General features: G+C 49.1%; 20 protein-coding genes and 1 rRNA gene. 12 read left to right on the top strand and 9 right to left on the bottom strand.

The window, feature by feature from the left end; all coding sequences use genetic code 11:
• Positions 1 to 161 precede the first annotated feature (161 nt).
• On the bottom strand, positions 162 to 428 hold the full coding sequence (locus tag L4D12_RS17490; RefSeq protein WP_428449117.1) for a YihD family protein: 267 nt from the start codon (positions 426 to 428) through the stop codon (positions 162 to 164).
• Positions 429 to 592: 164 nt separating this feature from the next.
• Here L4D12_RS17490 and L4D12_RS17485 point away from each other — a divergent pair, with 164 nt between their 5' ends.
• From L4D12_RS17485 to trhA, 3 genes are all read left to right on the top strand, one after another.
• A complete protein-coding gene (locus L4D12_RS17485) occupies positions 593 to 814 on the top strand; it encodes a hypothetical protein (protein ID WP_428449116.1) in 222 nt (73 codons plus the stop codon).
• 252 nt (positions 815 to 1,066) lie between these two features.
• The gene (locus L4D12_RS17480) at positions 1,067 to 1,744 is read left to right on the top strand and encodes a FadR/GntR family transcriptional regulator (protein WP_428449115.1); all 678 of its coding nucleotides are present in this window, start codon (positions 1,067 to 1,069) and stop codon (positions 1,742 to 1,744) included.
• 251 nt (positions 1,745 to 1,995) lie between these two features.
• A complete protein-coding gene (trhA, locus tag L4D12_RS17475; protein WP_428449114.1) occupies positions 1,996 to 2,655 on the top strand; it encodes a PAQR family membrane homeostasis protein TrhA in 660 nt (219 codons plus the stop codon).
• Positions 2,656 to 2,743: 88 nt separating this feature from the next.
• On the opposite strand, the gene L4D12_RS17470 is transcribed toward trhA, so the two are convergent.
• The 5 genes from L4D12_RS17470 to def all read right to left on the bottom strand — a co-directional run bounded on the left by L4D12_RS17470 (position 2,744) and on the right by def (position 8,642).
• Positions 2,744 to 4,189 (bottom strand): TrkH family potassium uptake protein, encoded by a 1,446-nt coding sequence (locus L4D12_RS17470; protein WP_428449113.1) that lies wholly within the window; start codon positions 4,187 to 4,189, stop codon positions 2,744 to 2,746.
• A 5-nt stretch (positions 4,190 to 4,194) separates the two neighbouring features.
• Positions 4,195 to 5,589: a Trk system potassium transporter TrkA gene (trkA, locus tag L4D12_RS17465; RefSeq protein WP_428449174.1), complete on the bottom strand. Its 1,395-nt coding sequence runs from the start codon at positions 5,587 to 5,589 to the stop codon at positions 4,195 to 4,197.
• A gap of 164 nt (positions 5,590 to 5,753) precedes the next feature.
• The gene (gene rsmB, locus L4D12_RS17460; protein ID WP_428449112.1) at positions 5,754 to 7,034 is read right to left on the bottom strand and encodes a 16S rRNA (cytosine(967)-C(5))-methyltransferase RsmB; all 1,281 of its coding nucleotides are present in this window, start codon (positions 7,032 to 7,034) and stop codon (positions 5,754 to 5,756) included.
• 112 nt (positions 7,035 to 7,146) lie between these two features.
• Complete coding sequence (gene fmt, locus L4D12_RS17455; protein WP_428449111.1) at positions 7,147 to 8,091, bottom strand: methionyl-tRNA formyltransferase; 945 nt, start codon at positions 8,089 to 8,091, stop codon at positions 7,147 to 7,149.
• A gap of 35 nt (positions 8,092 to 8,126) precedes the next feature.
• On the bottom strand, positions 8,127 to 8,642 hold the full coding sequence (gene def, locus L4D12_RS17450) for a peptide deformylase (protein ID WP_428449110.1): 516 nt from the start codon (positions 8,640 to 8,642) through the stop codon (positions 8,127 to 8,129).
• Positions 8,643 to 8,944: 302 nt separating this feature from the next.
• Between def and L4D12_RS17445 the strand changes: the two genes are divergently transcribed.
• The 4 genes from L4D12_RS17445 to L4D12_RS17430 are packed head-to-tail and all read left to right on the top strand — an operon-like array spanning position 8,945 to position 12,154.
• Entirely contained in the window at positions 8,945 to 10,000 is a 1,056-nt protein-coding gene (locus L4D12_RS17445; protein WP_428449109.1) for a LysM peptidoglycan-binding domain-containing protein, read from the top strand.
• On the top strand, positions 9,993 to 11,087 hold the full coding sequence (gene dprA, locus L4D12_RS17440) for a DNA-processing protein DprA (RefSeq protein ID WP_428449108.1): 1,095 nt from the start codon (positions 9,993 to 9,995) through the stop codon (positions 11,085 to 11,087). The genes L4D12_RS17445 and dprA overlap by 8 nt, the downstream gene beginning before the upstream one ends.
• Before the next feature lie 2 nt (positions 11,088 to 11,089).
• On the top strand, positions 11,090 to 11,563 hold the full coding sequence (locus L4D12_RS17435) for a DUF494 family protein (protein ID WP_428449107.1): 474 nt from the start codon (positions 11,090 to 11,092) through the stop codon (positions 11,561 to 11,563).
• A gap of 33 nt (positions 11,564 to 11,596) precedes the next feature.
• Positions 11,597 to 12,154 (top strand): DNA topoisomerase family protein, encoded by a 558-nt coding sequence (locus tag L4D12_RS17430; protein WP_428449173.1) that lies wholly within the window; start codon positions 11,597 to 11,599, stop codon positions 12,152 to 12,154.
• A 67-nt stretch (positions 12,155 to 12,221) separates the two neighbouring features.
• Here the strand turns inward: L4D12_RS17430 and L4D12_RS17425 are convergent, their stop codons facing one another.
• Together L4D12_RS17425 and purE are read right to left on the bottom strand one after the other, a co-directional pair.
• The gene (locus L4D12_RS17425) at positions 12,222 to 13,337 is read right to left on the bottom strand and encodes a 5-(carboxyamino)imidazole ribonucleotide synthase (protein WP_428449106.1); all 1,116 of its coding nucleotides are present in this window, start codon (positions 13,335 to 13,337) and stop codon (positions 12,222 to 12,224) included.
• Positions 13,337 to 13,825: a 5-(carboxyamino)imidazole ribonucleotide mutase gene (gene purE, locus L4D12_RS17420; RefSeq protein ID WP_428449105.1), complete on the bottom strand. Its 489-nt coding sequence runs from the start codon at positions 13,823 to 13,825 to the stop codon at positions 13,337 to 13,339. The genes L4D12_RS17425 and purE overlap by 1 nt, the downstream gene beginning before the upstream one ends.
• Positions 13,826 to 14,030: 205 nt before the next feature.
• Here purE and tsaC point away from each other — a divergent pair, with 205 nt between their 5' ends.
• Genes tsaC through L4D12_RS17400 form a run of 4 tightly spaced genes read left to right on the top strand, consistent with a single transcriptional unit; the run spans position 14,031 to position 16,649 of the window.
• Positions 14,031 to 14,588, top strand: coding sequence for an L-threonylcarbamoyladenylate synthase type 1 TsaC (gene tsaC / locus L4D12_RS17415; protein ID WP_428449104.1), 558 nt, complete (start codon positions 14,031 to 14,033; stop codon positions 14,586 to 14,588).
• An 8-nt stretch (positions 14,589 to 14,596) separates the two neighbouring features.
• Positions 14,597 to 15,502, top strand: a complete 906-nt coding sequence (gene hemF, locus L4D12_RS17410) for an oxygen-dependent coproporphyrinogen oxidase (RefSeq protein ID WP_428449172.1) — start codon at positions 14,597 to 14,599, stop codon at positions 15,500 to 15,502.
• 49 nt (positions 15,503 to 15,551) lie between these two features.
• Positions 15,552 to 16,373, top strand: coding sequence for a shikimate dehydrogenase (gene aroE, locus L4D12_RS17405; protein ID WP_428449103.1), 822 nt, complete (start codon positions 15,552 to 15,554; stop codon positions 16,371 to 16,373).
• A gap of 12 nt (positions 16,374 to 16,385) precedes the next feature.
• Entirely contained in the window at positions 16,386 to 16,649 is a 264-nt protein-coding gene (locus L4D12_RS17400; protein WP_428449102.1) for a DUF1488 family protein, read from the top strand.
• A gap of 3 nt (positions 16,650 to 16,652) precedes the next feature.
• Here the strand turns inward: L4D12_RS17400 and L4D12_RS17395 are convergent, their stop codons facing one another.
• Positions 16,653 to 17,192, bottom strand: coding sequence for a gamma carbonic anhydrase family protein (locus tag L4D12_RS17395; RefSeq protein WP_428449101.1), 540 nt, complete (start codon positions 17,190 to 17,192; stop codon positions 16,653 to 16,655).
• Between the two features lie 404 nt (positions 17,193 to 17,596).
• On the opposite strand from L4D12_RS17395, the gene L4D12_RS17390 reads away from it, so the two are divergent.
• Positions 17,597 to 18,037, top strand: a 16S ribosomal RNA gene (locus tag L4D12_RS17390); the annotation flags it as partial.

Here is an 18,037-nt window from a genome sequence, read left to right as displayed (position 1 = left end):
AAATGCTAGCTAAATGTTACCATTGGATTGTAACTTAGGATGGAAAGGGTGTATTTTAGCAACGTCATATTTTGGGGTAAGGGTCGCGAATAGGGGGGTCACTTTTGCTTAAATGTCGTGGCGGGAGAGCACCCGCTGGCCATTAACCAACGGGGTAGAATTTACTTGATGATACCGCGAGCACGTAGAATGGCGGTTTTGAAGTCATCTTCGCAATCTTTGGCAAGTCCTGGGATCATGTCATTTTTATTGCTGTTACGCATTTTAAGGTGATAAATCAGGACATCGTCGGTCAGTAACTCTAATTTGCCATTATATTTGGCTTCTTCAGCCAATTTTAGCAGGAATTCAATAAGGTTGAGATCGGGATCTTTTTGCCACTCAGGATGTAGCAACTCAATCAGTTCATTGACGCGATGGGTTTTCATAAATGACTCCACAAGAGAAAGGCTGGATAGAATTATAGTGATAGTTATTGTGGGGCTAACGGTATAACAAACGAGGAAATGATACAAATAAAAGGCAGCCAACAGGCTGCCTGAATCGAGCTTAGGCTGCGTGCTCATTCACTGTGAGAGCGGGTGTGGGATCGATGGATTCCGGTTGGGAATTCACGAATGGTTTTTTTGGGGTAGCTTTCATAGTGGGTGCATGTGAGGTACTGCGCAAGCGTGATGGGCTGCGTGGTGTACTGTACCTGACGAACGAGGCTGGGCGCATGGTTTACCTATCTGTCAGGCGCTTCCGTGGCCAAAGTGATGAAGACTATTTCCGCATACATGTTGTTGGCAGGGCCGATCCTCGGCAGAAATAGGCAGTGGTTATTTTTTCGCCGCGAGAATAGCAACAAGCTATTATTAAGTCGAGTGTTTTTTGACCAAAAATTAGTGATAATTTCATCCACTTTTGGGTAGCACTGATCTTGGTTCTGTTAGCCATCTCGGCATCTATGAAGATAAGCAGTTTATCCTATAGCGCTTTATGGTCTAATGCGGTCTGCTTGGCAATAAAAGCCTGCCGGATAAATCACGAGCAGGTCAATAACAATAGCCTTTGGAGGGAATTAATGGATCACAATCATCAGCGTCTGGTTACCAGTCGTAATTTGTCGTATAAGTTGGCCGAATCAATTGGACAGCAAATTCTTCGTGGTGAGACCGCGCCGGGTGATATTTTGCCTGGAGAAATCGAACTGGGTGAAATGTACGGTGTGAGTCGCACGGCCATCCGTGAAGCAATTAAAATGCTCGCCGCAAAAGGTATGGTGCTGCCGCGTCCTCGCATTGGCACTCGGGTATTACCGAAGCGAAACTGGAATTATTTGGATCAGGATTTACTGGCCTGGTTGAATTTTGATCAGCACAGTGAGTTGGTGACAGAATTCCAACAGGTGCGACTCTCACTTGAGCCTGAGGCTGCAGCCTTAACGGCCATTAACGCTAATGATGCTGATCGTGAGGAGTTATGCCAGCTGATGGCAGAGATGCATACGCTGGGCAGTCATTTTGATCAGGATCGTTGGATAGAGGTCGATACCCGTTATCACCAGTTGATTTATTTTGCCTCGGGTAATCATTTTATTAGCCCATTTGGTAACTTATTCAAGGCGGTATTCGAAAATTACTTTCGGGTCATTACCCGCGATAAGCTGTTGAAGCTTGAGCTGCATCAGCAGGTGGTTGACGGTATTATGGCCCGCGACCCTGAAGCGGCTCGGCAGGCAACGATTGAACTGCTTAAATAAAGATAATAACGAAGTGTAAGCTTCGTTTTGTGTTGGAATCACGGAATATAATGTCAGGTGTTTGCAGGCGTGTTGACACCTTTGGCAGGCCGGAGTGCGAGGGCGGAACCCTCTTGACCGGTACCGTTTCGTGTTTTGTGTGGCGATGATCACTGGTTACCAAATTCCGCTAATTTCAGCTTACAGTCGTAAGCTAAACTGTGCCATACTGCCCGTCTATTACATGAACAGCTGAGATAGTAGGGACAGAAATGGTGAAACGATCAGCGACAGGATCAGATTATTCGGTTGCAGAAGAAGTAGCAAACAGTGTCAGTCATGGTCTGGGAATGATATTTGGGATTGTGGGTTTGGTACTGCTGCTAATGCAAGCCGTTGAAGCGCATGCTGATATGCTGAGCTTAGTCAGTTTAAGTATTTACGGTGCGAGTATGATCGTACTTTATCTCGCCTCCACCTTATATCATGCTATTCCATTTGAACGGGCCAAGCGCGCGCTTAAGACATTTGATCACTGTGCTATCTATCTCTTGATCGCCGGAACCTATAGCCCCTTTTTGTTGATATCGCTACGTACCCCATTGGCGATTACCCTGATGGCGGTGATATGGACTATTGCCCTGATCGGCATCGTGTTGAAAATAGTGTTTGTTTATCGCTTTAAGCGACTATCGCTTGCCATGTATCTGACCATGGGGTGGTTGTCATTGATCGCCGTTTATCAATTGGCATTGTCATTGGCCCCTGGCGGGTTGATATTGCTCGCCTTGGGTGGCGTGATTTATTCGATTGGTGTGGTGTTTTATATCAACAAGCGGATCCCCTATAACCATGCTATTTGGCATCTGTTTGTGTTGGGCGGGACTGTCTGCCATTTTCTTGCCATCTATTATTTCGTCAAGCCAGTATAGCGCATTCGCGTGATCGAGCCTGTGCGTGCAAGCACAAAGAGAGCCTTTCGGCTCTCTTTGTGTTTTATTGGTATCAGTGTGACGGCGATTAGTTGCGCCAGAACGCAGGGAAGAACACCACCAAAATGGTCAGGATCTCCAGACGCCCCATCAGCATACCGATACTCAGGGTCCACTTGGCCAGATCCGGTAGGGTCGAAAAGTTACCCGTTGGGCCAATAATGGTCCCCATTCCCGGACCGACATTGGCCACAGCAGTAACTGCTCCGGTAATACTGGTGACAGCATCTAAGCCCATCATCCCGAGAACGGACGCCACAATCACAATCGTGAGGATGAATGTCAGAGCCAGTGCGACCACCGAACGGACAATATCATCGGTCACTGGGCGACCGTTATAACGCTGCATAAAGACACCGGAAGGGTGGATCAGTTGCATCATCTGTTTACGCAATAATGCAAACGCGACCTGAAAACGGAAAATTTTGATCCCGCCCGCAGTGGAACCCGAGCAGCCACCCACCAGCATGATGAAGGCAAAGACGATGGTCGGGAAGGGCCCCCAAGCGGTGAAATCATCGAGGCCAAAGCCTGTGGTAGTGACAACCGAGACGATATTGAACATTGAGACGCGTATCGCATCGATGAAGTGATAGTCCAGTGTCCAAGTTAGCCACAGCGCGACAGCAAAACTGGTGACCAGAACCAAAAAGGTGTAGCCGCGAACCTGAGCATCTTTGAGTAGAGCTTGAGGGGCTTTTTTACGTAAGGCCTGAACAAAAAGTAAGAATGGCAGGCCGCCTGCAAACATAAAGATGGTCGCTACCCAGTGAGCACTGTGTGAGAAGTGGTTCATTGAGCTATCTGAGGTGGAATAGCCACCTGTCGACAAGGTGGTGAAAGCATGGTTGATGGCGTCGAAGGTGCTCATTCCCGCTAGCCAGAAGCCGAGAATACATAATCCAGTCAGGCTCAGGTACACATTGACGATATTCTTGGCGACGCTTTTGGTTCGGGGTGAACTTTTTTCTGACCAGTCCGAGGATTCGGTCTGGAACAGTCGCATTCCCCCGACATTGAGCATCGGTAAGATAGCTACCCCCATGACGATAAACCCTATTCCGCCAAGCCATTGTAAAATGGAACGCCAGAGCAGAATACTGGGGGCCATGTTATCAAGCCCACTCAGTACCGTTGAACCCGTCGTGGTGATCCCTGACATGGTTTCGAAATAAGCATCGGTGAAACTGATGTGGTTGATAAAGACAAAGGGCAGTGCGGCAAACACACTGGCAATGGTCCAGACCAACGTGGTGATCAGGAACATGTCTCGCACCCCGAGTTTAAAATCATCGGTGCGGCCTAATGTGAGGCAGATAAAGGCTACACTGTGGGTGATGATCACCGAGGTAGCAAAATCGATAAAGCCTTCAGTCCCGGTGACAAAAGCCACCAGGGTCGGGACGTACATAAACAGGGCGATCTTGGATAAGACCAGCCCAAGTACGAAGAGTATAGGACGATAGTTGACCATAATAATTACAGGAAGAATGGGCTAGGCTGGAACAGGCGTTCAACGTCTGGAATGTATTTCTTGTCGACCAGGAACATGACGACGTGATCGTTTTGTTCAATCACGGTGCGGTCATGGGCGATCAGTACTTCGTCACCGCGTACTACCGCCCCGATGGTTGTCCCTGGTGGCAGTTTGATTTCGCCGACAGCACGACCAACGACTTTTGAGGTGCTGGCATCACCATGGGCAATGGCTTCGATGGCTTCGGCAGCACCGCGACGCAGTGAAGAAACATTGACGATATCAGCCCGTCGAACATGGGTTAGCAAGGCGGAAATTGTCGCCTGTTGCGGCGAGATCGCGATATCAATGGTACCGCCCTGCACTAAATCCACATAGGCGCCGCGCTGGATCAGCACCATGACTTTTTTCGCCCCCATACGCTTGGCCAGCATGGCAGACATGATATTGGCTTCATCGTCATTGGTCACGGCAATGAAGACATCAATCTGCTCGATATGCTCCTCGCTGAGTAGCTCCTGATCCGAGGCATCACCACAAAAGACAATGGTGTTCACCAACATTTCCGACAGGTTCTCTGCCCGTTCGGGATTGCGCTCGATCAGCTTGACGCTGTAGCTTTGCTCAAGGCGACGGGCCAAACCCGCTCCGATATTCCCCCCACCGACAATCATTAGGCGTTTATAGGGTTTTTCGAGGCGCTGCAGCTCACTCATGACGGAACGGATATGGTTGCTGGCGGCGACAAAGAAGACTTCGTCATCGGCTTCAATAATGGTCGTCCCGCGAGGGCGAATAGGTTGGCCTTGACGGAAAATGGCGGCAACGCGGGTATCAATATGAGGCATATGTTCGCGCAGTGCTGACAGCGCATTTCCGACGAGTGGTCCACCGTAGTAAGCTTTGACGGCCACGAGGCCGACTTTGTCCTCAGCAAAGCTCACAACCTGCAGTGCGCCAGGGTATTCAATCAAACGCTCGATATAATCTGTTACCAGTTCTTCTGGGGCGATGAGGTGATCGACCGGAACGGCATCCGACTGGAAGAGTGCCTCTTTTTCTTTGAGGTATTCCGGTGAGCGGATCCGGGCGACCCGGTTCGGGGTATTGAATAGCGAAAAGGCGATCTGGCAGGCGGTCATGTTGGTTTCATCGGTATTGGTTACCGCCACCAGCATATCGGCATCCTGAGCCCCGGCTTCGCGCAGAGTCTTGGGGTGGCTGGCAAAGCCTTGGACGACCCGAAGATCATATTTGTCCTGCAGTTCGCGCAGGCGTTCAGGGTCCTTATCGACGATAGTGATATCGTTGTTCTCGCCAACCAGGTTTTCGGCTAATGTGCCACCCACCTGACCAGCCCCGAGAATGATAATTTTCATAGCATGAGCCTGATTAATAGAGTCGTTGTAGGTTACTACGCTTCGTGGTGGTGGTCATTCAGAATGCCACCCTTTATAAAAAATTCATATTCATCTGACGATGAAATTGTGCTTTTATTTGAATTATATGGCGAAAAAAGCGGAACTTGGTTACCCAGCTCCGCTTTTTATTTCGTTAATTATTATGCCGATTTCTTGATAACCGCGTAATAGAAGCCATCCATATCATGTTCACCAGGCAGGATCTGACGGCCTGGATTTTCTGGTTCACTGCCTATCAGCTCTGCATTGGTGGTGCGAGCTAAGAAGGCTTTAACTTGTTCGCTGTTTTCCTGAGGGGTAATAGAGCAGGTCGCGTAGACCAAGGTACCGCCAGGTTTTAGCTGCTGCCACATGGCATCGACAATCTCAGCCTGAAGCTGAGCCAGTGCGGTGATGTCATCGGCACGGCGAAGCCATTTGATATCAGGATGGCGACGGATCACGCCTGTTGCTGAACACGGTGCATCAAGCAAGATACGGTCAAATTGTTTGCCCTGCCACCACTGTTCTGGATAGCGTGCATCAGCACATAAGACTTGTGCCTTGAGGTTCAGGCGCTGGAGATTATCGTGAACGCGCTTGAGACGGTGTTCATCACAGTCAATCGCTACTACTTGGGTGCTTGGTTGACGCTCCATGATATGCGCCGTTTTCCCGCCAGGGGCGGCACAGCAGTCAAGGATCAATTCGCCAGCTTGTGGCTGAAGGTATTCAACCGACAACTGAGCGGCGGCATCCTGAACCGAGACCCAACCGTCAGCAAAACCGGGTAGCTTGCTGACGTCGCATGGGCTACGTAGCTTAAGGGCATCTAGCGCTTCTGGGTGAAGATCGGTTTCTATGCCTGCCGCAGTGAGAAGCTCCCGGTAGGCATCCCGATTATGGTGCTGACGGTTGACGCGTAGCCACATTGGCGCTTTTGTATTGTTTGCGCTGATGACTGATTCCAATTGCTCTGGGTAACTGGCTTTGAGCAGTTTGAGCAGCCAGCTAGGGTGGCAATAGTGACCTGAATCATGACTGTTGACTTGTTGATCCAAGGCCTCTTGCTGGCGTTGGTAGTTACGCAGTACGGCATTGATCAAACCACGCAGTTGTGGTTTTTTTAGATTCTTGGTGGCATTCACCGTTTCGGCAACGGCAGCATGGGCTGGGATACGCATATAACCTAGCTGGTATAAACCGACTAAGATCAGATGATGAAATACGCGCTGTTTACCTTTCAGCGGTTTATCCATTAATTGATTGGTGATCGCTTCGAGACGAGGTAACCAGCGTAATACGCCATAGCAGATCTCTTGCAGCAGAGCATGGTCTCGTTCTTTGATTTCTTGTTGTGCAGCAGGCAGAACATTGGATAGGGATTGGCCCTGATCAACAACCTGATAGATCACTTTGGCTGCGGCAGCTCTTACATTCATTCGGGTTTTCCTGAAATTCTTTCGTAACGTTAATACTGCACAGTATTACACGGTGGTGTTGCGCTTAACGGGTGTAGAAAAGAAAAGCCAGTGCAAGCACTGGCTTTTGCTCTTACAAAATGGTGCCGGGTTCAAACCATTCGCGGCGTGAGTTCAGCAAATCTTGTACTTGCATCGCTTTCTTGCCGGGTGGTTGAAGTTCTATCAGACGTAATGCCCCCTCACCGGTGGCCACGAGGATCCCCTGCTTATCTGCAGCCAGAATCGTACCGGGTGCTTTGCCTTGATTATCGCTATCAATGCTGGATTTCCAGACTTTGACATTTTGCTCGGCAACGGTGAAGTAGCTCATTGGCCATGGGTTGAAAGCGCGGATGCAGCGCTCAATCGCTTCGGCTGACATTGTCCAGTCGATTTGCGCTTCTTCTTTACTGAGCTTTTTCGCGTAGTTCGCGAGTGCATCATCTTGTTTCTCGGGAACGGCTTTGCCTGTCGCAATATCTGCCAAGCAATCAACTAGCGCAACAGGGCCAAGTTCTGCCAGTTTGTCATACATTGATGTGCTGGTATCAGTCGCTTCAATTGGCAGTGCCGCAATTTTTAGCATGTCACCGGTATCCAGGCCGATATCCATCTGCATGATGGTGACACCCGTTTCTTTATCGCCCGCCCAAATAGCACGTTGTATCGGGGCCGCGCCACGCCAGCGAGGCAGGATAGAGCCGTGGACATTGATGCAACCCAGTTTCGGGGTATCAAGTATCGCTTGTGGTAACAGCAGACCGTAGGCGACAACCACCATGAGGTCGGCATTCAGATCAGCTAGCGCTTGTTTGGCTTCATCCGACCTGAAATTCTCAGGCTGATAAACCGGAATATTGTGCTCAAGTGCCATGGTTTTGACAGGGCTTGCGGTCAATTTTTTACCACGACCTGCGGGGCGATCTGGCTGGGTATAAACCGCAATTACTTCATGCTCCGAAGACAATAACGCCGCCAGATGGCGGGCGGCGAAATCCGGAGTACCTGCAAAGACAATACGTAATGACTGACTCAAGGTAGGCTTCCTTCTTATTAGTTCATGGCAAATGTTTATGCCTGTTGCTTCTCGTTGAAGCGTTTGATTTTTGTTAGCTTATCTTGAATGCGCTTACGCTTAAGTGGCGACAGGTAATCAACAAACAGTTTGCCTTCAAGGTGGTCGAGTTCGTGCTGAACACAAATCGCCAGAAGATCATCAGCGTCAAACGCGAATGGATGACCATTTCGGTCAAGGGCTTTTACTGAAACTTCCGCTGCTCGGGAGACTAATGCGCGCGCCCCTGGAACAGACAGGCAGCCCTCTTCGATACCATCTTCCCCGCGTTTATCCGTAATTTCAGGGTTGATCAGTACCATCGGCTCATTACGTTCTTCTGAGATATCAATCACGACGATACGCTGGTGTACATCAACCTGAGTGGCGGCAAGACCAATGCCTTCTTCGTCATACATGGTTTCGATCATGTCATCGACAATTTTCTGGATCTCAGGCGTGACAGCGGTAACAGGCTTGGCAACGGTGCGCAGCCTATCGTCAGGGAATGTTAATACTTGCAATACAGGCATAGATACTCGTTTAAAAAGACAGTACGGAGAACAGGGGTCGTTTAGTTGCTCTAATTCTAGTCATTTTACTGGCTAAAGAACAGTACCCCGTTATTTACACTGGCGATGATGGCAGAGTAACCATTGATCCCTTGGTAGAGATCGATGTAACAGAATGCGAAGGATAGTGAAGCATGCCTAAAAGTCGACTATTCATTCGGTGTAGCGCTAGACAGCGCTTGTGCTCAATGACAGCCTATCTATGTGGGATAGTCCCCCATGGTGGATGGGACGAACACGGAGTAAAAAAGGAAGGATCGATCATGTGGCTGCGAGTCGTTTTGCTGGTATTGGCCTGTATCAGCTCAGGTGTCTGGGCCGTTACCCCGCCGCTAAAACTCATTGATGGGGCGCCGTCGGTTTATACCGTTAAAAAAGGCGATACCCTCTGGGATATCTCAGCCCATTTTTTATCAAGCCCATGGTTATGGCCACAACTTTGGCAAGCCAATGATTACATTGAAAATCCACATTTGATTTATCCTGGCGATCAGCTTCATCTTATTTGGGTGGATGGCCAGCCTCGTTTGAGTTTAAAGAAAATGGTGAAGCTTTCCCCACAAGTTAGAGTGGTTCGTGCACCGATCACAACACTGCAATCATCCTTGATGTTGCCATATCTGGCGCAGGATAAATTGTTAACCGCCGAGCACCTTGATCGATTACCAAGAGTAATGGGTGAAAGTAGTGGTAAAGGGTATATGTCTAACGGCGATACCGTATGGGTTGATAGTGCGTTGGCACAAGGCGAGGAATGGTGGATATATCGGCCTGATGGCGAGTTTGAGCGTGAACTAGAGGGTGGCAAGTCAATGCAGGTCAGGGCGTTGAGAGAAATCGCTAAAGGTACAATTAAAGGGGTAAAAGGTGAACATAGTGCATTGGCGATTTCAACGTTGTTGTATGAAATTCGGCAGAATGATGTGTTGTTACCCGCCCCACTGCCAAGAGATCAGATCGATCTCAGTTTTGCACCGTCATCCCCGCCGGAGGGGGTGTTGGCGACGGTGCTTGGTCATTTTAGCGGGATCAATTATATCGCGACCAATGAAACGGTGGTGGTTAACAGAGGGCATTTGGATGGCGTAGCGGCGGGGAATATTTTTCAAGTCTATCGCCAAGGTGTCGAGGTGATTGGCTCGAAAGGTGATTATGCCTATAAGACAGTAACGGACCTGAAGCCATCCACGCTCAGTGACATTGCCGTTGGTGAAGTCATGATCATACGCCCGTATGAACATTTTAGTCTCGCTGTTGTGACGAAAGCCTCGGAGCCGGTTGCTCCTGGTGCGAAAGCTCTCCCTCCTACCAATGACTAATCTGCAAGATTGGTTGACGTTAGCGTCGGTGCCCACCCTTGGTGGGCATCGTATTACTCGGTTATTGCAGCGAACGACACCCGCTGAGTTAGCATCAATGAGTCCTCAGGCGCTGTCTCGTGTGGGGTTAACTGCCGCACAAGTGCATCATTATTGCCACCCTCCCCTCGCTAAAATTGCGCATAGCTTGGCTTGGGCGGAGCTGGCCGGGCAGACCATACTGACCTTAGATTCACCCGATTATCCGGCGCTGTTACGGGAAATCGCCTCCCCTCCTCCTTTACTTTTTGTTCGAGGTGAGCCTCGCTGGCTACAGGAGCCACAATTAGCCATCATTGGCAGTCGAGCAGCCAGTATTGATGGGCGAGAAGCCGCTTATGAGTTTGCCGCAGCATTGGTCGCGGCTGATTATGTGGTGACCAGTGGATTAGCCTTGGGGGTTGATGGCCAAGCGCATTACGGTGCGTTGAAAAATGGTGGAGCAACAATAGCGGTGTTGGGTTCTGGTTTAGATCGTATTTATCCTGCCAAGCACCGCGATTTGGCCGTGGCGATTAGTGAGCAAGGTGCATTGGTCTCGGAGTTTTGGCCGGATGAGGCACCTAGGCCGCAGAATTTTCCGCGACGGAATCGGATTATAAGCGGCCTGTCTGTGGGGGTATTGGTGGTAGAGGCAACACAAAAGAGTGGCTCGTTGGTTACTGCTCGCTATGCCTTGGAGCAAGGACGTGAAGTATTTGCCCTCCCTGGACCCATCCATTATCCCGGCAGTAAGGGCTGCCATGCACTGATAAAAAATGGTGCCAAACTGGTTGAAACACCGGTCGATATCTTTGAGGAGGTAGGGGCATTGACGGACTGCGTGAAAAATAACCATTCAGACGCGTTGCTCCCTCAACCTGAAAATGAAAAATTGCCATTTCCAGCACTGTTGGCTAACGTAGGCAGTGAAGCAACACCCGTTGATGTGGTTGCTGAACGTAGTGGCCAACCCGTTCATGAGGTTATGATGCAGTTACTTGAGTTGGAATTGCAAGGGGTTGTCACTGCTGTGCCAGGTGGCTATGTCAGAACGAGGAGGGGCTAATTATGATGGATATCCTTATGTACCTGTTTGAAACCTATATTCACAGCGATGTGGATCTTATGGTGGATCAGGATGAACTTTCCGAGGAATTGCTGCGTGCTGGATTCCATAAGGAAGATATCTATAAGGCACTGGCATGGTTAGAGAATCTGGCCGCGTTACAGGAAACTGAAACCACGCCTTATATGAATACCAGTGCGATTACGTCTATGCGTATTTATACGCCTCAGGAAATGGTGTTTCTGGATACCTCATGCCGAGGGTTTCTGACGTATCTAGAGCAGATCCATGTGCTGGGGGCCGATACCCGAGAAATGGTGATTGACCGGGTAATGGAACTGGAAACATCGGATTTTTGCCTTGATGATCTGCAGTGGATCATCTTAATGGTACTGTTTAATGCACCGGGCAACGAAAGTGCCTATAGTCAGATGGAAGAGCTGCTTTATGGCTTGGACGACGGGTATATCCATTAAGTAGCGGATCGGCAAAAGAGATAATTGAATAGTATGCCTGGTAAAATTAACGATTCGCTGTTCACCGCCCATGAACACGCTTTTTATCATGATAACCAATGCCCTACATGTGGTTCAGAATTGGTGATCCGTAACGGTAAACATGGTCCGTTTCTGGGGTGCACAAGTTATCCTGCGTGTGACTATATCAAGCCTCTTGCGCAGAATGATGGTCATATTGTTAAGCATCTGGCGATTCCTTGCCCTGAATGTGGCGATGAATTATTGCTCCGCCAAGGGCGTTACGGCATGTTTATCGGTTGTAGTGGTTACCCGACGTGCCATTATATTGAATCCCCAGAGAAGAAGGCCGAGTCGACCGAGATTGTCTGCCCTGAGTGTCACAAAGGTCGGCTGATTGAGCGTAAGTCTCGTTATGGCAAGATGTTCTATGCGTGTGACCACTACCCGTCCTGCCGCTTTGCGGTAAATGCCAAGCCAGTTGTGGGTGAGTGCCAACAATGTGGTTTTACCTTATTGGTGGAAAAAAAATTAGCCAGTGGTATCCGGCTGCAGTGTGCCGATCGTCGTTGTCATGCCTACCAAGACTAGATTGTGATGAAGATAACAAGGAAGCCAGCATCGTTGCTGGCTTTTTGTTATCTGATTGGCGAGGGGATTAATTGTGTAGTGCTGGAAAAGCGGTTGGATCCAGATGTGTGGCTAAAGCGCGGAGTGACGTTTGCAGGTTTGTCTGATCATCGGCACAGAGGTTGATATGCCCCATTTTTCTTCCGGGGCGCTTTTCTTTACCATACCAATGCACATGACATTGCGGTTCTGCCATGATGGCAGCTGGCAAGGTGTTTTCACCTAAAATGTTAATCATCGCGGTTGAGCGAAGTAAGGTAGTACTGCCGAGAGGTAATCCGGTAACGGCGCGTAGGTGATTCTCGAACTGACATGTTTCAGCGCCTTGCTGTGTCCAGTGGCCTGAGTTATGGACTCGGGGGGCAATTTCATTGACCAGAAGCGTGCCATTGATATCAAAGAACTCAATCGCGAGGATACCGACATAATTGAGTGACTCTGCGATGGCTTGAAACATCGCTTCAGCCTGAGCTTGCAGGGGGGTCTGTTCGGAAAGTGCGATCGAAAGACTGAGTACCCCGTTCGTGTGAATATTTTCTGTCAGCGGATAGACCGCGATACTGCCATCTTTTGCTCGGGCTCCAATCAGAGAGACTTCGCGGTCGAATGGGACAAATTCTTCAGCGATAATGGCTTGGCTATCGGTATTAGTCATGAAATGGGTGATATCGGTCCAGATAGCATCAATTTCATCGTGTTGCTTAAGGCGCCATTGCCCTTTGCCATCATAGCCGCCAAGGGCACTTTTTAGTACCATCGGCAGCCCAATGTTAGCAATGGCGAGATCAAGATCCTCACGGTTGTTGATCAGATGATATTTTGCGTTGCGAACTCCTGCTCGGTCGAGCAAGGCTTTTTCCAACCGACGATCCCCTCCGGCCTTGATTGCTTCCGTGTGCGGTAAGAATTTACCGCTAGCTTCACAGATATCGAGAATATCATGGGGGATGTGTTCAAATTCAGCCGTGATCACATCGGCATAGGTGATGGCAGTATTCAGTCCTTTGAGCATGATCTGCTGGGATAAAGGATGTACCACGTGTCCAGTACCGACATCATAAGCAAAGACGTCAATATTCAGTGGCGCGCCAGCCAGTGACATCATTCGGGCCAGCTGTCCAGCCCCCAACACCAATACCTTCATTATGCATCCTCAGCCGGGTTGGGGTTATTCAGGACGGTGTCCGTTTGTGCTTGGCGAAAAGCATCAATGGCTGCCATGACTGTGGCATCTTGAGTGCCGATGATTTGAGCTGCCAGCAGTCCGGCATTCGCAGCACCGGCTTCACCGATTGCCAAGGTGCCAACAGCCACCCCTTTGGGCATCTGGACAATCGAGAGTAATGAATCCATCCCTTTGAGTGCCCGAGACTGCACGGGCACTCCAAGTACTGGCAGGCTGGTAAATGCCGCGGTCATACCGGGTAGGTGGGCAGCGCCGCCAGCTCCGGCTATGATCACTTTAATACCACGAGCATGAGCCCCTTCAGCATATTCAGTGAGTAGGTGCGGAGTGCGGTGAGCGGAAACCACCTTGGTTTCATAAGCAATGTTGAAATGATCTAACATCTCAGCAGCATGCTGCATGGTTGGCCAATCTGACTTTGAGCCCATGATGATCCCAACTTTCATCCCGATCTCCTTTGGGGTAGCTAAAAAGTGAAGGTTTTGATACGTGTTGTCCGCATTATACGGAGAAAATCCGTGAAGGAAAACGTTTGCGTAGGTGAAATTGAAACAATTGATAACGGGCGTGGAGTTGTCAGTAAGGAGTCGGTAAGATAGGTAAACAGAAGGTTAAATCAGGCGAAAGCCAAGTGATAAGAATGAGGAATACGTGGAGAACCTGAATCAAGTGGTTGCTGCGCTGCAGAAGGAGGAGGTGATTGCTTATCCTACTGAGGCTGTATTTGGCGTAGGCTGTGATCCTGATAGCGAGATGGCCGTTCATAAGCTGCTGGCACTTAAGCATCGACCAATGGAAAAAGGCTTGATATTGATAGCGGCAAATTATGCACAGCTTACTCGTTATGTGGATGATAGCGCATTGAGTGAGGAGCAGAGAGCGCGTATTTTTGCCTCTTGGCCGGGCCCTGTTACATGGGTGATGCCAACTAAACCGGGGGTTCCCCGTTTTCTGACTGGTCAGTTTGATACGATTGCGGTACGTGTGACTGATCATCCGCAGGTGCAGGCTTTGTGTCTGGCATTCGGCAAACCGTTGACCTCGACCAGTGCAAATTTGACGGGTCAAGAGCCAGGACGGACGGTGGCCGATGTGGAACGGCAGCTTGGTGGACAATTGGCCGCGATTTTACAGGGTGAAACAGGGGGGCGGGATAACCCGTCTGAGATCCGGGACGCGCTCACCGGCAATATTTTCCGACTGGGATAAACGTGATGATGCAGAACGTAGATAAAGCAGCAGTCAAAGCCTTCTTATTGGATTTGCAAGATCGGATTTGTCAGGCGATTGAGCAACAAGATAGCCAAGCCCTGTTTGAGCAGGATGAATGGCAGCGTGAACTCGGTGGCGGTGGTCGTAGCCGGGTCATGCGAGATGGTTTGGTGTTTGAACAGGCTGGGGTGAATTTCTCCCATGTACATGGGACGAAAATGCCGACTTCGGCAACCGCTCATCGCCCTGAGTTAGCGGGCCGTAGCTTTGAGGCGATGGGGGTATCTTTGGTGATCCATCCTCATAATCCCTATGTGCCAACATCGCACGCTAATGTACGTTTCTTCATTGCGGAGAAAGAAGGCGAATCGCCAGTATGGTGGTTTGGTGGTGGTTTTGATTTGACGCCATTTTATCCATTTGAAGAAGATTGCCAGTATTGGCATGACACGGCAAAAGCTATCTGCCAGCCATTTGGTGACGATGTTTATGCCCAGCATAAGGCCTGGTGCGACAAATACTTTTACCTTCCTCATCGAAATGAAACCCGAGGTGTGGGGGGGGTATTTTTTGACGATCTCAATCAATGGGGATTTGAGAAAAGCTTTGCTTATATGCAGGCGGTGGGTAACGGTTATTTAGAGGCCTATTTACCGATTGTTGAGAAGCGCGCTCTAACCCCATATGCTGATCGTGAACGTCAGTTTCAGCTTTATCGCCGTGGCCGCTATGTGGAGTTTAATCTGGTGTATGACCGCGGGACTTTATTCGGTTTGCAAAGTGGTGGGAGAACAGAATCAATATTGATGTCGATGCCTCCTCTTGCCCGCTGGGAATATGCCTACATGCCAGATCCGGGATCGGCAGAGGCGGAATTGTATGAGCACTACCTGACACCACGAGACTGGTAGAGTGGGAAATATCACGAGCGTTCAAATATCTTAAATAGGGATCATGAGCATGGATAAGTATGTGGTTTTCGGTAACCCCATCACGCAAAGTAAATCGCCTTTCATTCACACCTTGTTCGCCAGACAAACATCACAAGCGATGAGTTATGAAGCGCAATGGGTTGAACTGGGCGGTTTTGCTTCTGCTGCAGATGCTTTTTTTTCAGCTGGTGGCCGAGGCTGTAATGTCACTGTACCTTTTAAAGAAGATGCATTTGAGTATGCAGATAGCGTCACGGACCGGGCCCGGTTAGCTGGGGCGGTCAATACCTTGAAGAAGCTCGATGATGGATTGATCCTCGGTGATAATACCGATGGCGAAGGGCTGGTACAGGATTTGTTGCAGCATAATATTAGCTTAGCGGGTAAGCGGATCTTGCTGGTTGGTGCCGGTGGTGCCGCAAGAGGTGTGATTTTGCCCCTTCTCGATCAGCAACCTAGCGCATTGGTTGTAACAAATCGCACTTTGGTGAAAGCTCAGCAACTCGCTGAGATATTTTCCGAGCATGGTCCAGTGGAAGCTGTCTCATTAGAAGAGTTGGGTAATGCTTCTTTTGATATCATTATTAATTCCACATCTGCCAGTTTGAGTCAGCAGCTGCCAGGGATCCCTGAGTCCCTGCTCAGCGCAAAGACCGTGTGTTATGACATGGTCTATGGTTCTGGGTTAACGACCTTTAATCAGTGGGCACAGCAGCATGGTGTACGGATTGTATTGGATGGCCTTGGTATGCTAGTGGGACAGGCGGCGGAAAGTTTTATGTTATGGCGCGGTATTCGCCCAGGAGCCAAGCAGGTTCAACGCGAATTGCGTCGAGCATTGCAACAATAAAAGAAGAGAACGATGAATCAAGACATTATTTTTGCTGATTTACAAAGTTGGGATCGGCAGCGTCAGGCTGTTAACTTTCCGGCGCAACAAGCGGGTGCACTGATCACTTGTTGGGTTAGCGTATCCTGGCTTGAGCAGCAATGTGATCAAGCCCTGACAGATGAAGCGACGATTCTTAGTGTTTTTTTCCAATTTCGTTTTGATTTAGAAGAATTGGCAGAAGCATTGATTGAAGATGAGGCGTTTAATCAAGATGGCGATATTGTTATTGGTTAGGTCTTAATTTGTTTCTAGGTAGTCATTTTTGAGGCGGACATAGTTCGCTGCTGATGTGATGAGAAAAGCGCGTTCTTTTTCTGTTAATGGGCGAGCTTTTTTTATTGGACTACCCATATAGAGATAACCACTTTCTACTATTTTCCCCGGAGGGACCAAGCTACCAGCCCCAATGATGACATCATCTTTAATAACTGCACCATCTAAGATAATCGTTCCCATCCCAATCAATACCCGATTCCCTATCTGACAGCCATGCAGCATAGCCTTGTGACCGACGGTAACATCTTCTCCAATAATTAGTGGGTAGCCGTGAGGGTTTTCCGGAGTAGCACGGCTGACATGGAGGACTGAGCCGTCTTGGATATTGCTGCGGGCACCAATCGCAATATGATTCACATCACCTCTCGCAGCGACCAATGGCCAGATACTGGTATGTTCAGCGATGGTGATGTTTCCGATGAGTACTGCGGAGGGGTCTAAATAGCTATCAGGGGATATAGTAGGAAATCGTCCTTTATAAGGGCGTAGTATTGAATTCATATAAAAGCACCATAAAAGAAGGAGTTTATTTATGAGAATAGCGTGGAGCTGCTGCTATTAACATCGTAAAAAGTAGGCTTTGTTTGATAATTGCGCAGTCGAGCTGGAAAAGTGAATTTATTTAGAAATCGCACTTGCCAATGTGATCGAACTCTCTATAATGCGACCTCACTGACACGGACAGCGGCGCTAGCCGGTGACGTAAGTCAGTATTGTTCTTTAACAATTTGACCATGCAATCTGTGTGGGCACTCGTGAAATGATAGTCAACAAAAGAATTATCAATGAAACTGAGTGACCAATACAAAATAGCGTAAGTTATTTTGGCACAGTCAATTCGTTCATTACTTTGGTAATGGACAACAGTATTTCATTGAGCCGCTATTTATAGCAGCAAACACTTTTAATTGAAGAGTTTGATCATGGCTCAGATTGAACGCTGGCGGCAGGCCTAACACATGCAAGTCGAGCGGTAACATTTCAAAAGCTTGCTTTTGAAGATGACGAGCGGCGGACGGGTGAGTAATGCCTGGGAACATGCCTTGGTGTGGGGGATAACTATTGGAAACGATAGCTAATACCGCATAACGTCTACGGACCAAAGAGGGGGATCTTCGGACCTCTCGCGCCAAGATTGGCCCAGGTGGGATTAGCTAGTAGGTGGGGTAAAGGCTCACCTAGGCGACGATCCCTAGCTGGTCTGAGAGGATGATCAGCCACACTGGAACTGAGACACGGTCCAGACTCCTACGGGAGGCAGCAGTGGGGAATATTGCACAATGGGGGAAACCCTGATGCAGCCATGCCGCGTGTGTGAAGAAGGCCTTCGGGTTGTAAAGCACTTT

Source organism: Photobacterium nomapromontoriensis, from assembly GCF_050336815.1.
GTDB classification, from domain to species: domain Bacteria; phylum Pseudomonadota; class Gammaproteobacteria; order Enterobacterales; family Vibrionaceae; genus Photobacterium; species Photobacterium nomapromontoriensis.
This window is presented reverse-complemented; position numbering and strand designations above follow the sequence as displayed.

Excerpts from the sequence above, each read along its gene's own strand:
- L4D12_RS17490 (WP_428449117.1), bottom strand. The coding sequence starts at position 428 with ATGAAAACCCATCGCGTCAATGAACTGATTGAGTTGCTACATCCTGAG.
- L4D12_RS17485 (WP_428449116.1), top strand. The coding sequence starts at position 593 with ATGGATTCCGGTTGGGAATTCACGAATGGTTTTTTTGGGGTAGCTTTC.
- L4D12_RS17480 (WP_428449115.1), top strand. The coding sequence starts at position 1,067 with ATGGATCACAATCATCAGCGTCTGGTTACCAGTCGTAATTTGTCGTAT.
- trhA (WP_428449114.1), top strand. The coding sequence starts at position 1,996 with ATGGTGAAACGATCAGCGACAGGATCAGATTATTCGGTTGCAGAAGAA.
- L4D12_RS17470 (WP_428449113.1), bottom strand. The coding sequence starts at position 4,189 with ATGGTCAACTATCGTCCTATACTCTTCGTACTTGGGCTGGTCTTATCC.
- rsmB (WP_428449112.1), bottom strand. The coding sequence starts at position 7,034 with ATGAATGTAAGAGCTGCCGCAGCCAAAGTGATCTATCAGGTTGTTGAT.
- def (WP_428449110.1), bottom strand. The coding sequence starts at position 8,642 with ATGCCTGTATTGCAAGTATTAACATTCCCTGACGATAGGCTGCGCACC.
- L4D12_RS17445 (WP_428449109.1), top strand. The coding sequence starts at position 8,945 with ATGTGGCTGCGAGTCGTTTTGCTGGTATTGGCCTGTATCAGCTCAGGT.
- dprA (WP_428449108.1), top strand. The coding sequence starts at position 9,993 with ATGACTAATCTGCAAGATTGGTTGACGTTAGCGTCGGTGCCCACCCTT.
- L4D12_RS17435 (WP_428449107.1), top strand. The coding sequence starts at position 11,090 with ATGATGGATATCCTTATGTACCTGTTTGAAACCTATATTCACAGCGAT.
- L4D12_RS17430 (WP_428449173.1), top strand. The coding sequence starts at position 11,597 with ATGCCTGGTAAAATTAACGATTCGCTGTTCACCGCCCATGAACACGCT.
- L4D12_RS17425 (WP_428449106.1), bottom strand. The coding sequence starts at position 13,337 with ATGAAGGTATTGGTGTTGGGGGCTGGACAGCTGGCCCGAATGATGTCA.
- purE (WP_428449105.1), bottom strand. The coding sequence starts at position 13,825 with ATGAAAGTTGGGATCATCATGGGCTCAAAGTCAGATTGGCCAACCATG.
- hemF (WP_428449172.1), top strand. The coding sequence starts at position 14,597 with ATGCAGAACGTAGATAAAGCAGCAGTCAAAGCCTTCTTATTGGATTTG.
- aroE (WP_428449103.1), top strand. The coding sequence starts at position 15,552 with ATGGATAAGTATGTGGTTTTCGGTAACCCCATCACGCAAAGTAAATCG.
- L4D12_RS17400 (WP_428449102.1), top strand. The coding sequence starts at position 16,386 with ATGAATCAAGACATTATTTTTGCTGATTTACAAAGTTGGGATCGGCAG.
- L4D12_RS17395 (WP_428449101.1), bottom strand. The coding sequence starts at position 17,192 with ATGAATTCAATACTACGCCCTTATAAAGGACGATTTCCTACTATATCC.